At 70.1% G+C, this 13,090-nt stretch carries 11 protein-coding genes; 9 read left to right on the forward strand and 2 right to left on the reverse strand.

The genetic code is table 11. The annotated features are described in order from the left end of the window. Nucleotides 1-347 precede the first annotated feature (347 nt). Both ACIBK1_RS40455 and ACIBK1_RS40460 read right to left on the reverse strand, forming a co-directional pair. Complete coding sequence (locus ACIBK1_RS40455) at nucleotides 348-713, reverse strand: nuclear transport factor 2 family protein (protein WP_396740936.1); 366 nt, start codon at nucleotides 711-713, stop codon at nucleotides 348-350. A gap of 85 nt (nucleotides 714-798) precedes the next feature. After that, complete coding sequence (locus ACIBK1_RS40460; protein ID WP_396740938.1) at nucleotides 799-2,454, reverse strand: class I adenylate-forming enzyme family protein; 1,656 nt, start codon at nucleotides 2,452-2,454, stop codon at nucleotides 799-801. 192 nt (nucleotides 2,455-2,646) lie between these two features. Between ACIBK1_RS40460 and argC the strand changes: the two genes are divergently transcribed. The 9 genes from argC to tyrS all read left to right on the forward strand — a co-directional run bounded on the left by argC (nucleotide 2,647) and on the right by tyrS (nucleotide 12,512). Continuing rightward, complete coding sequence (gene argC / locus ACIBK1_RS40465; RefSeq protein WP_030504924.1) at nucleotides 2,647-3,669, forward strand: N-acetyl-gamma-glutamyl-phosphate reductase; 1,023 nt, start codon at nucleotides 2,647-2,649, stop codon at nucleotides 3,667-3,669. 28 nt (nucleotides 3,670-3,697) lie between these two features. Beyond that, entirely contained in the window at nucleotides 3,698-4,852 is a 1,155-nt protein-coding gene (gene argJ, locus ACIBK1_RS40470) for a bifunctional glutamate N-acetyltransferase/amino-acid acetyltransferase ArgJ (protein WP_030504923.1), read from the forward strand. Next, a complete protein-coding gene (gene argB / locus ACIBK1_RS40475; RefSeq protein ID WP_051761063.1) occupies nucleotides 4,849-5,802 on the forward strand; it encodes an acetylglutamate kinase in 954 nt (317 codons plus the stop codon). The genes argJ and argB overlap by 4 nt, the downstream gene beginning before the upstream one ends. A gap of 41 nt (nucleotides 5,803-5,843) precedes the next feature. Beyond that, nucleotides 5,844-6,989, forward strand: coding sequence for an acetylornithine transaminase (locus ACIBK1_RS40480; protein ID WP_357320514.1), 1,146 nt, complete (start codon nucleotides 5,844-5,846; stop codon nucleotides 6,987-6,989). Beyond that, nucleotides 6,982-8,046 carry an ornithine carbamoyltransferase gene (gene argF, locus ACIBK1_RS40485; RefSeq protein ID WP_396740940.1) on the forward strand — a complete coding sequence of 355 codons (1,065 nt, stop codon included), beginning with the start codon at nucleotides 6,982-6,984 and terminating at the stop codon, nucleotides 8,044-8,046. The genes ACIBK1_RS40480 and argF overlap by 8 nt, the downstream gene beginning before the upstream one ends. Further along, complete coding sequence (locus ACIBK1_RS40490) at nucleotides 8,043-8,627, forward strand: arginine repressor (RefSeq protein ID WP_030504919.1); 585 nt, start codon at nucleotides 8,043-8,045, stop codon at nucleotides 8,625-8,627. The genes argF and ACIBK1_RS40490 overlap by 4 nt, the downstream gene beginning before the upstream one ends. Before the next feature lie 410 nt (nucleotides 8,628-9,037). Beyond that, a complete protein-coding gene (argH, locus tag ACIBK1_RS40495) occupies nucleotides 9,038-10,450 on the forward strand; it encodes an argininosuccinate lyase (RefSeq protein ID WP_036404568.1) in 1,413 nt (470 codons plus the stop codon). Then, a complete protein-coding gene (locus ACIBK1_RS40500) occupies nucleotides 10,432-11,115 on the forward strand; it encodes a DNA-3-methyladenine glycosylase (protein WP_396740942.1) in 684 nt (227 codons plus the stop codon). Before argH ends, ACIBK1_RS40500 begins: the two co-directional genes overlap by 19 nt. Nucleotides 11,116-11,246: 131 nt before the next feature. After that, entirely contained in the window at nucleotides 11,247-12,512 is a 1,266-nt protein-coding gene (tyrS, locus tag ACIBK1_RS40505) for a tyrosine--tRNA ligase (RefSeq protein WP_030504916.1), read from the forward strand. Nucleotides 12,513-13,090 lie beyond the last annotated feature (578 nt).

A 13,090-nucleotide genomic window follows, 5' to 3' on the forward strand; every position in this document is an offset into this window, starting at 1 on the left:
CTGCTCCTCGGATCGGGGAGGGCCGGACGGTGCTGTCGATCGGTGGGTGAGCGCCGCCCGGCCCAGGGGTTCGCCGGGGCATCATTCTGGAAAGCCCGCTGAAACATGTCAAAGATCCGCTGAAACGTTTCTGGTCCAGGCATCTATAAGACGACGTGTGATGCCGAAACGCCGATGAACTTTTCAAACCGATGAGCACTGTTAGCACTGTGGCCGGCGGCTGTGCCGTGCCCGCGCTCCGGCCTTCTCCGGGTCGGGCGGCCACGCGGCCCTCCGGCGTACGACCCGGCCCTCCGGAGTCGTCCGGGACTGGACGTCCCGAGCGGCTCCGGAGCCCAGGAGCACGATCAGGCGGGGACCTTGTCCAGGAAGCCGTACACGTTCCGGATCCGCCCGTCCTCGGCGAGCGCCACGACGTCGAAGCCGATCACCACGGGCTCCGCCGCGCCTTCGGGGCCGAGGTGCCAGGTGAAGCGCGCCGTGTCGTGGTGGCCGTCCACCGGTCCGCCCAGGGTGAACGCAAGTCCGGGGAACATCTCCTGCGCCCCCGCGATCACCGCGGCGATCCCATCGTGCCCGGTGACGGTGGCCAGCGGGTCGGTGTAGCCGCCGTCCTCGGTCCACAGCTCGGCAACCGCCTTCGCCCTGACCTCGGCGTCGCGCTCGTTCCAGGCGGCGATGTAACGCTCGGCCAGGGCGGTGTAGTCGGTCATTTCCACTCCTTCGGGGATGTCTTCGTGACGACACGTGAACGGTGTCACGGAGCCCCGAGGAGAGGCGATTACGCGGGAGGTAACCCTAAAGACCGAGGGTCTCCTTCCGCAGGTGGGTCTTGAGCACCTTGCCGCCGGGGTTGCGCGGCAGTTCGGCCTCCCTGAACCAGAACCGCACCGGCACCTTGAACGCCGCGATCCGGCCGCGCAGGAACTCCTGGAGATCCTCGCCGGTGGCGCCGGCGCCAGGCTTGAGCCGTACGACCGCGCCGACCTGCTCGCCCATCTCGTCGTCCGGGATGCCGATCACGGCCGCGTCGTCCACCGCGGGGTGCTCGAACAGGGCGGCCTCGACTTCGGCGCAGTAGACGTTCTCGCCACCCCTGATGACCATGTCCTTGGCGCGGTCGACGATGTAGACGTAGCCGTCCTCGTCGATGCGGGCGAGGTCGCCCGTGTGCAGCCAGCCGTTCACGAACGTCTCCGCCGTGGCCTCGGGGCGGTTCCAGTAACCCATGATCACGATCGGTCCGCGCATGCACAGCTCGCCGACCTCGCCGGGCGGCAGCTCGGCGCCGAGCGGGTCGCAGACCCTGACGTCCACGACGGCGAGCGGCAGCCCGATGCTGTCGGGCTTGGCCAGGTAGTCCCTGCCGCTGTTGTAGATCGCGAGCGCCGTCGTCTCGGTCATGCCGTACCCGTTGGCGGGCGTGCGGTTGGGGAGCGACTCGGTGATCCGCTCCAGCAGCTTCGGCGGGGCCGGGGCGCCGCCGTACGAGATGGAGCCGAGCGAGGAGATGTCGTGCTTGTTCAGATCGGGGTGCGACAGCAGTTGCCAGGCGTTGGTCGGCACGCCGCTCATCACGGTGACCTGCTCGCGTTCGATGAGCTCCAGAGCCCGCTTGGGGTCCCACTTGTACATGAGCACGAGCCCGCCGCCGCTGAACATCGTGGTCATCAGTACGGCGAAGCACCCGGTGACGTGGAAAAGGGGCACGGTCAGCAGGGTGATCCTGCGTTTTTCCGCCGCCGCGGCCACGTCCCTGCCGGCCATCGCCACCGTGCGCATCATCGCGTACGCGACGGTCATCGGCGCCTGGCCGAGGTTGCGGTGGCTGCCGAGGGCGCCCTTGGACCTGCCGGTGGTGCCGGAGGTGTAGAAGATCGTGGCGGGGTCGTCGGGACCGAGTTCGACCTGCGGCAGCGTCACGTCGGCGCGGACCTCGCCGAGGACCTCTGCCCAGTTGGCCCCCTCGCCGCGGGTGACGATCATCGGCAGGCCGCTGCCGGCCATCCGGGCGGCGCGCTCGCCGTCGGCGATCACGACCTTCGCGCCCGAGTCGCTCAGGCCGTACGCCAGCTCCTGCTCGGTCCACCACGCGTTGAGCGGCACGGCCACCGCCCCGGCGGCGAGCACGGCGGAGAAGGAGACGATCCACTCGGGGTAGTTGCGCATGGCCACGACGACGCGGTCGCCCTTGCGCACGCCATAGTCGTCCACCAGGCGGTCGGCGAGCGTCGCGGCCAGCCGGAAATGCTCCTCATAGGTGAGGCGCTCGTCCTCGTAGGCGATGAACACCTTGTCGCCGTGAAACCGGGTGATCTCCAGGAGGGCCCGGAAGGTGCCCGGAGCGTGCTTCCATGCCCGGATCTTGTGACCGCCGACCTCGACCTCTTCCATCTCGAAGAGCTGCCCGGGCGCCGTGAGCTGGGCCTGGACCTGTTCGTTCGTGATCGTCATGCTGGCGCACTCCCGGATGCGTTCGTTAACCGGAGGTTTCACGATACCGACCGGTAGGTACGTCGGCTAGATGTCCATCCTTCGGAACGCTGCTTGCATGCTCATGCTTTGCGATGCATACTCTCTACACCAGCAAGAACATGAGGTCGGCTGCATGATCATGCAGAGATCGCGGAAGATCGGGGGGCGCGGATGAGGGCGGCGATCGCCGGAGCCAGCGGCTACGCGGGAGGAGAGCTGCTCCGTCTGCTGCTCGGACACCCCGCCGTCGAGATCGGCGCGCTGACCGCCGCGTCCAGCGCCGGCACCAGGCTCGGCGCCCACCAGCCCCACCTGCCGTCGCTGGCCGACCGGGTGATCGAGCAGACCACCCCCGACGTGCTCGCCGGCCATGACGTCGTCTTCCTCGCCCTCCCGCACGGTCAGTCGGCCGCGGTCGCCGCCGAGCTCGGCGACGGCACGCTCGTCGTCGACTGCGGCGCCGACTTCCGGCTGACCAGCGCGCAGGAGTGGACCGCATTCTACGGCGGCGTCCACGCCGGCACGTGGCCGTACGGCCTGCCCGAGCTGCCCGGGCAGCGCGAGGTCCTGCGCGGCGCCCGGCGCATCGCCGTTCCCGGCTGCTACCCGACGGCCGCGACGCTTGCGTTGTTCCCGGCCTTCGCGGCCGGGCTGGCCGAGCCCGACGTCGTGGTCGTCGCCGCGAGCGGCACCTCCGGAGCCGGCCGGGCGCCCAAGCCCCACCTGCTCGGCACCGAGGTCATGGGCTCGGTCAGCGCGTACGGGGTGGGCGGGGTGCACCGGCACACCCCCGAGATGGAGCAGAACCTGTCGTCGGTCGCCGGACGCCCGGTCCGGGTGTCGTTCACGCCGACCCTCGCGCCGATGAGCCGCGGCATCCTCGCCACCTGCACGGCTCCCGCCGCTTCGGGCGTCACCCCCGCCGCGATCCGGGAGGCGTACGAGACGGCGGTGAAGGACGAGCCGTTCCTCCACCTGCTGCCGGAGGGGGTATGGCCGGCGACCGCGATGACGGTCGGGGCCAACACCGCGGTCCTGCAGGTCGCCCTCGACGAGCGGGCCGGGCGGATCGTCGCCGTCGTCGCCATCGACAACCTCACCAAGGGGACCGCGGGCGGCGCGATCCAGAGCGCCAACCTCGCTCTCGGCCTTCCGGAAGAAGTCGGTCTTCCCACCAATGGAGTCGCCCCGTGACCAAGATCGTCCCCTGTGAGGAGCGCGCATGAGTGTGACTGCACCGCTGGGTTTCCGCGCCGCAGGAGTCGCCGCGGGGATCAAGAGCGGCGGCGCCCGCGACCTGGCCCTGGTCGTCAACGACGGCCCCTCGCGTGCCGCGGCCGGTGTCTTCACCCGCAACCGCTTCAAGGCCGCGCCCGTCCTGTGGTCGGCTCAGGTCCTCGGCGGCGGCCGCGTGAGGGCCGTCGTGCTCAACTCCGGCGGCGCCAACGCCTGCACCGGCCCGCTGGGCTTCCAGGACACCCATGCCACCGCCGAGAAGGTGGCGGAGGTCCTGGACGACTCCGCGGCCGAGATCGCGGTCTGCTCCACCGGCCTGATCGGCGAGCGGCTGCCGATGGAGGCGCTGCTCGGCGGCGTGGGCACCGTGGCCGCCCAGCTCAGCCGCGACGGCGGCCTGGCGGCGGCCGACGCGATCCGGACCACCGACACCGTCAGCAAGATCTCCTTCCGCCGCGGCGAGAAGGGCTACATGGTGGGCGGCATGGCCAAGGGCGCCGGGATGCTCGCGCCCGCGCTCGCCACGATGCTGTGCGTGCTCACAACCGACGCCGACCTCACGTCCGAGGAACTCGACACGGTGCTGCGCAGGGCGACCTCCGCGACGTTCGACAGGCTCGACACCGACGGCTGCATGTCGACCAACGACACCGTGCTGCTGCTCGCGAGCGGAGCGTCGGGCGTGCGCCCCGACCTCGCCGAGTTCGAGAAGGTCGTCACCGCCGTCTGCGCGGACCTGTCCCGGCAGCTTCTGGTCGACGCCGAGGGCGCCTCGAAGGCGATTGCCATCGAGGTCGTCGGCGCGGCGTCGGAGGAGGACGCGGTGGCGGTGGGCCGTGCGGTCGCCCGCTCGAACCTGCTCAAGTGCGCGATCCACGGCGAGGACCCTAACTGGGGCCGCGTGGTCAGCGCGGTCGGCACCACAGACGCCGTGTTCGACGCCGAGCGGGTCAACGTGGCGGTCAACGGCATCTGGATCTGCCGCGGCGGCGCGGCGGGAGACGATCGCGCCAAGGTCGACCTGCGGCCTCGGGACGTCACCATCACCATCGACCTGTCCGCCGGCCCGCACAGCGCGACCGTGCACACCACCGACCTCACGGCGGCGTACGTGCACGAGAACTCGGCGTACTCGTCATGAGCGTCAGGCGGAACGGCGCCCTGGACAAGGCGCACACCCTGATCGAGGCGCTGCCCTGGCTCGCGCGCTTCCACGGCGCGACCGTCGTCATCAAATACGGCGGCAACGCCATGACGGAGGAGCACCTGCGGGCCAAGTTCGCGGCCGACGTGGTGTTCCTGCGCTACGCGGGCCTGCGCCCGGTGATCGTGCACGGCGGCGGCCCGCAGATCCAGTCGCATCTCGATCTGCTCGGGATCGACAGCCACTTCGTGTCCGGGCTGCGGGTGACCACACCCGAGGCGATGCAGGTCGTCCGGATGGTGCTGGTCGGACAGGTCAACCGCGACGTGGTCGGGCTGATCAACGAGCATGGGCCGTTCGCGGTCGGCATGTCCGGCGAGGACGCCCATCTGTTCACGGCCGAGCGCAAGCACGTGGTTGTGGACGGCGTCAAGGTGGACATCGGTCAGGTCGGAGAGATCGTCCGGGTCGAGGCCGGCGCCGTGCGGGCCCTGCTCGACGACGGCCGCATTCCGGTGGTGTCGTCCGTGGCCCGCGGCGAGGACGGCGGGATCTACAACGTCAACGCCGACACCGCCGCCGCCGCTCTCGCCGTGGCGCTCCAGGCGTCGAAGCTCATCGTCCTCACCGACGTCGAGGGGCTGTACGCCGACTGGCCCAACAGCGAGGAGGTCGTCAGCCGGATCGGCGCGTCCGAGCTCGCCGCGTTGCTGCCCTCGCTGTCCAGCGGCATGGTGCCGAAAATGGAGGCATGCCTGTCCGCCGTGCGCGGCGGCGTCCCACAGGCGCACGTGCTCGACGGGCGGGTGCCGCACGCGCTGTTGCTGGAGGTCTTCACCGACGAGGGCATCGGGACGATGGTCGAGCCCGACGGCGCCGTCCCGGCGGCGCGAGGCGGGACCGGAGCGACGGCCGACGGCACCGTGAACGGGGAGGTTGCCAGGTGACCACCAACGACGAACTGCGCGGACGCTTCGAAGTGGCGTTCATGCGCAACTACGGGGTGCCGCCGGTCGCCATCGCCCGGGGCGAGGGCTGCTCCGTCTGGGATGTGGACGGCCGCCGCTACCTCGACCTCATCGGCGGCATCGCGGTGACCTCGCTCGGCCACAGCCACCCGGCCCTGGTCGAGGCGGTGTCCCGCCAGGTGGCCACACTCGCGCACACCTCGAACCTCTACCTGCACGAGCCCGAGGTGCTGCTCGCCGAGAAGCTGCTCGCCCTGCTCGGAGAGCCCGCGCGGGTCTTCCTCTCCAACTCCGGCACCGAGGCCAACGAGGCGGCAGTAAAGATCGCCATCAAGTACGGCAAGACGCATGGCCGTGGCTACATGGTGGCGACGGAGAACGGCTTCCACGGCCGCACGCTCGGTGCTCTGTCGCTGACGGGCAAGCCCGCGATCCGCGACCAGTTCGGGCCGTTCCCGCTCGACGTCCGGTTCGTTCCGTACGGGGATGCGGACGCGCTCAAGAGCGCGGTGACCGAGGACTGCGCCGCGGTCTTCCTGGAGCCCACCCAGGGCGAGGCCGGTGTCATACCGCCGCCCGACGGCTACTTCCGCACCGCCAGGGAGATCTGCTCCTCGGCGGGGGCCCTGCTCGTCGCCGACGAGATCCAGTCGGCCATCGGCCGCACCGGGCACTGGTTCGCCCATCAGGCGGAGGGGGTCGTCCCCGACGTCCTGACGCTGGCGAAGGGCCTCGGCGGAGGCCTGCCCATCGGCGCCTGCATCGGCTTCGGCGAGGCCGGCGAGGTCTTCGCGAAGGGCGACCACGGTTCGACCTTCGGCGGCAACCCCGTGTCGTGCGCGGCGGCACTCGCCGTGCTGGACACGATCGAGCGCGACGGACTGCTCGGTAATGTCGTGACGGTGGGGGCGCTGCTGTCCGAGGGCATCGCCGCCGTGCGGCATCCGTTGCTCAAGGGAGTCAGGGGACGCGGGCTCTGGCTGGCCGCCGTGCTCACCGCGCCGAAGTCGGCGCAGGTGCAGGCGGTGGCACAGGAGGCCGGATTCCTGGTCAACGCCCTTCAGCCCGACGCGGTGCGGCTCGCGCCGCCGCTTGTCATCACCGAATCCGACGTGCAGACCTTCCTCGACGCGCTGCCCGGCATCCTGGAGGCCGCAGATGCCTGAGAACGACCTCGTGAACCCCGTCGCCGGCCCGGACCCTGACGGTCCTCCCGGGCGGGTGGGGCAAGGCGCGGACCCGGCGCAGGTCAGGCAGGGCGCGGACCCGGCGCAAGTGAGGCAGGGCGCGGGGGTGAGGCACTTCCTGCGGGACGACGACCTGTCGCCGGAAGAGCAGGCGCAGGTGCTCGACCTCGCCGAGGCGATGAAGAAGGACCGGTTCGGCTACCGGCCCTTCGAAGGCCCTCGCACGGTCGCCGTGCTGTTCGACAAGCCGTCCACCCGCACCCGGGTCTCCTTCACCGTCGGGGTCGCGGAGCTGGGCGGCCAACCTCTGGTCATGGACCTCGGCACGTCGCAGATGGGGCGTGGAGAGCCGATCGAGGACACCGCGCGGGTGCTGTCCCGGCAGGTCGCGGCGATCGTGTGGCGGACGGCGGGCCAGGAGCGCATCGAGGCGATGGCGGAGTACTCGTCGGTGCCGGTGGTGAACGCGCTGACCGACGAGTTCCACCCCTGCCAGATCCTCGCCGACCTTCAGACGATCCGGGAGCACAAGGGCTCGCCGCGGGGCCTCACCCTCGCCTATCTCGGCGACGGCGCCAACAACATGGCCCACTCCTACCTGCTGGGCGGGGCCACGGCCGGCATGCACGTTCGGATCGGGGCGCCCGTGGGCTACCTGCCCGACGCGTCGGTCATGGAGCGGGCTGCCGAGATCGCGGCGGCCACCGGCGGATCGGTCACGGCGGTGAGCGATCCCGAGGCCGCGGTGGCCGGAGCGCATGTCGTCGCGACCGACACCTGGGTGTCGATGGGTCAGGACGGCAAGGACGAGCGGATCGCGGCCTTCGCCTCCTACCAGGTGACCACCGCCCTGCTCGGCCTGGCGGACCCGGACGCGATCGTGCTTCACTGTCTCCCGGCATATCGGGGATTGGAAATCGCCGCGGACGTCATCGACGGGCCGCAGAGCGTGGTGTGGGATCAGGCGGAGAATCGGCTGCACGCCCAGAAGGCGCTGCTGCACTGGCTGGCGACGCGGGGTGCGGAGGGATCGTGACCATCCCGCTGACGAAGGCGGCCCGGCACGCACGCATCGTGGAACTGCTGACCAGGCACAAGGTCCGCTCGCAGCCCGAGCTGGCCAAACTCCTGGCGGAGCAGGGAGTGGAGGTCACCCAGGCCACGCTCTCCCGCGATCTCGACGAGCTGGGCGCGCTGAAGTTGCGGGCCGACGACGGAACGCTGGTCTACGCGCTGCCCGGCGAGGGTGGGGGACGGATACCGCTCTACCGTACCGGTGCCGCGAACGGCATGCCGGAGAACCCCGACGCGCGGCTGCGGAGGATCGCGGAGGAGCTCCTGGTGTCGGCCGAGGCGTCGGCCAACCTCGTGATACTGCGCACGCCGCCGGGAGCGGCCCAGTTCCTCGCCTCGGCCATCGACCACGCGGGCTGGGAGTCCATCCTCGGCACGGTGGCCGGCGACGACACGATCCTGGTGATCAGCCGTGACCCGACCGGAGGGCAGGCGCTGGCGGAGACCCTGCTCAGCCTGGCCACCCGCCGCACGCCCGACGTGACCAGGCACAAGCTCGCCGCGGAGGTTCGCGACCACGGCAGTGAGAAGCAGGAACCATGACGGATCGGGTCCATTCGCCGCGGGGCTTTGCACGCCGAAGGCCATTCCCGACTCACGGGGAAGACCGGTTCGGAAGCCGTCGGAGAAGGGCCCGCCGATCGACGTCAACGGGAGATCGACGAACTCGATGGATCACAACGAGATCGCGGCCGCGCGGGGCACCCGCCAGGCCTGATTCACCCGGCATACGCCCCGGTTCCGATGCAGGGACCGGGGCGTACGTCGGCTAAGGTCGCGGATTAGTCCCGCAGAAGGATCCGCGTGAAGGATTTGCGTCGAAGATTCATCCGAGAAAAGCGGAGAAGACGCAAAGACCCACGACGACGGCCCCGGGCGGGAACGGCGCGCGGTCATCTTTTCTGCAGGGACTCGAATATCGGAGGGAGAAGACGGTGGCGGACAACAAGCCGATGCGGCTCTGGGGTGGCAGGTTCGAGGGGGGACCCGCGGACGCCCTCACGCGCCTGTCGGTGAGCGTGCAGTTCGACTGGCGGCTCGCGCCGTACGATCTGCTGGCCTCGCGTGCGCACGCGCGCGTGCTGAACCGCGCCGGGCTGCTGACCCAGGAGGAGCTCGACCGCATGCTGGGTGCGCTCGACGACCTCGACCAGGCGTGCCGCAAGGGAGAGTTCCGCCCCACCGTGGCCGACGAAGACGTGCACACGGCGCTGGAGCGCGGCCTGCTCGAACGGCTCGGCTCGCTGGGCGGCAAGCTGCGCGCCGGCCGCAGCCGCAACGACCAGATCGCCACCGACCTGCGCCTCTACCTGCGTGACCACGTCCGCGTGATCGTCTCCCGGCTCGCCGAGCTGGAGACGGCGCTGATCAGCCAGGCCGAGGAGAACGCCGACGTCGCCGCCCCCGGCATGACGCACCTGCAGCACGCCCAGCCCGTGTCGTTCGGCCATCAGCTCCTGGCCCACGTCCACGCGCTCACCCGCGACGTGGACCGCCTCCGCGACTGGGACAGGCGCGCGGCGATCTCGCCGCTCGGCTCGGGCGCGCTGGCCGGGTCCTCCCTGCCGCTCGACCCCGCCGCCGTCGCCGCCGAACTCGGGTTCGACGCCCCCGCGCCGAACTCGATGGACGCGGTCGCCGACCGCGACTTCGCTGCCGAGTTCCTGTTCTGCGCCGCGTTGATCGGCGTGCACATCTCCCGGCTCGGCGAGGAGATCGTGCTGTGGGCCTCGCAGGAGTTCCGGTGGATCGAGGTGGACGACGCCTACTCCACCGGCTCGTCGATCATGCCGCAGAAGAAGAACCCCGACGTCGCCGAGCTGGCCAGGGGCAAGAGCGGCCGGCTGATCGGTTCGCTGATGTCGCTGCTGACGACCCTCAAGGGCCTGCCGCTCACCTACAACCGCGACCTGCAGGAGGACAAGGAGCCGGTGTTCGACGCGGTCGACACCCTGCTCCTGGTGCTTCCCGCCGTGTCGGGCATGGTGTCCACGATGCGCGTGAACAAGGCCAAGCTGGAGGCCAGCGCGCCCGACGGCTTCGCCCTGGCCACCGACCTCGCCGAACTGCTGGTCCGCCGCGGGGTGCCGTTCCGGGACGCGCACGAGGCCGTCGGTCACCTGGTGGTGTGGTGCCAGGTGAACGACAAGGACCTCGGTGAGCTCACCGACGACGAGCTCGCCAAGGTCTCACCGCACTTCGCCGTCGACGCCTCCGGCGCGAGCGTCCGTGACGTGCTGAACGTGCACGGCGCGCTGGCCGCCCGCAGCGCCTTCGGCGGCACCGCGCCCGACCGGGTGCGCGACCAGATCGCGAACCTCCGGGATGTCGTCGACGGCCAGGCGGCATGGGCGAACGAGAGCTGATCGAGGAGGTCGCGGGCGCTCCGCTCGGCCGCGACTTCTTCGACCGCCCTTCGGACCTAGTCGCGCCCGACCTGCTCGGCCGCGTGGTCGTGCACGGGTCGGTGGCCGTGCGGCTGAGCGAGGTCGAGGCGTACGGCGGGCCGGGACAGGACCCGGCCGCCCACACCTACCGGGGACGCACGCCGCGCAACGCGGTCATGTTCGGCCCGCCGGGGCACCTCTACGTCTACTTCACGTACGGCATGCACTATTGCGTCAATCTCGTGTGCATGCCCGAGGGCGCCGGCTCGGCCGTCCTGTTACGTGCCGGCGAGGTGATCGCGGGCGTGCACACCGCGCGCATCCGGCGCATGCCGCACGCCGACGGCCCGGACCTGGAAGGGTTGGTGCGGCGTGTCCCGGACCGCGACCTGGCTCGCGGACCGGCCCGGCTCACGGTGGCGCTCGGCCTGGTCCGGGAGCACAACGGCACGGACTGCTGCTCCGGCGGCCCGATCCGCGTGCACGAGGGCTGGCCCGTGCCGTCCGGCCAGATCAGGACAGGTCCTCGCACCGGCGTGTCGGCGGCCGCCGACACGCCCTGGAGGTTCTGGATCGACGGCGACCCCACCGTCTCGCCCTACCGCGCCCACGTTCCCCGGCGCCGGGGCCGAGCCACGAGCTGACGCGCAGGTAAGAAGTGGCGATAAGGTTTCGTGATCAGGCAGGCTTGTACGGAAGCCCGTACATCCACCATCGATAAGCGAAAGCCACGACCGTGACCGCAACTTCAGGCAACCTCGTGCCGACGTCGGAGATGGCTGACATCCTCGACGAGCTCGAGTGGCGCGACGTGATCGCGCAGACGACCGACATCGACGCGCTGCGCAAGGCGCTGGCCGACGGTCCGATCACCGTGTATGCGGGCTTCGACCCGACCGCACCCTCGCTGCACGTGGGCAACCTGGCCACGCTGCTGATCCTGACCCGCTTCCAGCGGGCGGGGCACCGGCCCATCGGCCTGGTCGGAGGCGCCACCGGTTTGATCGGCGACCCGAGCGGCCGCAGCACAGAGAGGGCACTGAACTCCAGCGACATCGTCGCCGAATGGGTGTCACGCATCCGGGTGCAGGTCGAGAAGTTCCTGTCCTTCGAGGAGGGACCGACAGCGGCCGCGCTGGTCAGCAACCTCGACTGGACCGCGAACCTGTCGGCGATCGACTTCCTCCGGGACATCGGCAAGCACTTCCCCGTCAACCGCATGCTGGCCAGGGAGTCGGTCTCCGCCCGGCTCGCCGGCGAGGGGCTCAGCTACACCGAGTTCAGCTACCAGATCCTGCAGGCCAACGACTACCTCGAGCTGCACCGGCGGCACGGATGCACGTTGCAGCTCGGCGGCAGCGACCAGTGGGGCAACATCACGGCCGGAGTCGACCTGATCCGCAGGGTCGAGGGTGCTCATGTCCACGCGCTGACCGGCAAGCTGATCACCAAGGCCGACGGCACGAAGTTCGGTAAGACGGCCGGCGGTGCGGTCTGGCTCGATCCCGCGCTCACCTCGTCGTACGCGTTCTACCAGTACTGGTTGAACGCCGACGACCGGGATGTGGTGCGGTTCCTCAAGGTCTTCACCTTCCGCACGCGGGAGGAGATAGACGAGTTGGAGAAGGCCGTGGCCGAGCGGCCCGCCGCTCGTGAGGCGCAACGCGCCCTGGCCGAGGACCTGACCACGTTGGTCCACGGCTCCGACGAGCTGGCCCGGGTGATCGCCGCTTCGCGCGCGCTGTTCGGGCAGGGCTCGCTGGCCGAGCTCGACGCCCGCACACTGGAGTCCGCTCTCGCCGAGGTGCCCAAGGCGGTCGTGCCCACCCTGGGAGCGCCGTACGTCGAGCTGCTCGCGCAGAGCGGCCTGGTGGAGTCGAAGTCTGCCGCGCGCCGGGCCGTCAAGGAGGGCGGCGCGTACCTGAACAACACGAAGATCACCGACGAGGAGTACGTGCCCTCGGCGGACGACCTGCTGCACGGCCGATTCCTCGTGCTGCGCAGAGGCAAGAAGACGGTCGGCGGCGTCGAGGTCGCCTGATCTACCGCATTGAGCAGCCGCTTCGGTCCAAGACCGGGGCGGCTGTTTCATGTCCAAGAGTTGGTGTGGCGAAGGTAACAGTCCTATGGCGTGGAGAGCGGCCGCCGTCCGAAGTTCCCGTCTGACCTAGGGTTTTGGCCATCTCGGCGTGATTTGACGGCAGAGTCGGTGTTGCCTAATGTTTCCTTCGCCCCCGGGGACACGGGACGCCGAAAGGCGGCCGGACCCCGACGGGCAAGCCACTCCGACGGCTACCCAGGCGAGGCGCTCGCGTCGAGTCCGGGTCGTTCGTGGCGCGGCCAGACCGAAAGGTTTGACGCGAGGCGGGCGAGGGTTTAGTATGGAGTGGTTGCCCCGAAAGGGGCGGTCACTCTAACAAGAGCATCGGCCGAGATCGTATGGCCCTCCAGGTCTGCGATGCGGCGATCGTCGTAGAGTCGGCCGAACGGAAGTCATCGCCCTGGATCTCGGGACTCCTTCGTGGGTTTCGGGTGATGGTGGTCGCGTCCGTTTCTTGAGAACTCAACAGTGTGCTAAAAGCCAGTGCATGAAATCATGCATGACCCCGTCTACCGGTG

Source organism: Microbispora rosea (assembly GCF_044460045.1).
Classification (GTDB): Bacteria; Actinomycetota; Actinomycetes; order Streptosporangiales; family Streptosporangiaceae; genus Microbispora; species Microbispora rosea.

Bases quoted from the DNA above. Each gene is read 5' to 3' on its own strand.
- argC (WP_030504924.1), top strand. From the start codon at position 2,647: ATGAGGGCGGCGATCGCCGGAGCCAGCGGCTACGCGGGAGGAGAGCTG.
- ACIBK1_RS40480 (WP_357320514.1), top strand. From the start codon at position 5,844: ATGCGCAACTACGGGGTGCCGCCGGTCGCCATCGCCCGGGGCGAGGGC.
- argH (WP_036404568.1), top strand. From the start codon at position 9,038: ATGCGGCTCTGGGGTGGCAGGTTCGAGGGGGGACCCGCGGACGCCCTC.
- ACIBK1_RS40500 (WP_396740942.1), top strand. From the start codon at position 10,432: ATGGGCGAACGAGAGCTGATCGAGGAGGTCGCGGGCGCTCCGCTCGGC.
- argJ (WP_030504923.1), top strand. From the start codon at position 3,698: ATGAGTGTGACTGCACCGCTGGGTTTCCGCGCCGCAGGAGTCGCCGCG.
- ACIBK1_RS40455 (WP_396740936.1), bottom strand. From the start codon at position 713: ATGACCGACTACACCGCCCTGGCCGAGCGTTACATCGCCGCCTGGAAC.
- ACIBK1_RS40460 (WP_396740938.1), bottom strand. From the start codon at position 2,454: ATGACGATCACGAACGAACAGGTCCAGGCCCAGCTCACGGCGCCCGGG.
- argB (WP_051761063.1), top strand. From the start codon at position 4,849: ATGAGCGTCAGGCGGAACGGCGCCCTGGACAAGGCGCACACCCTGATC.
- argF (WP_396740940.1), top strand. From the start codon at position 6,982: ATGCCTGAGAACGACCTCGTGAACCCCGTCGCCGGCCCGGACCCTGAC.
- tyrS (WP_030504916.1), top strand. From the start codon at position 11,247: ATGGCTGACATCCTCGACGAGCTCGAGTGGCGCGACGTGATCGCGCAG.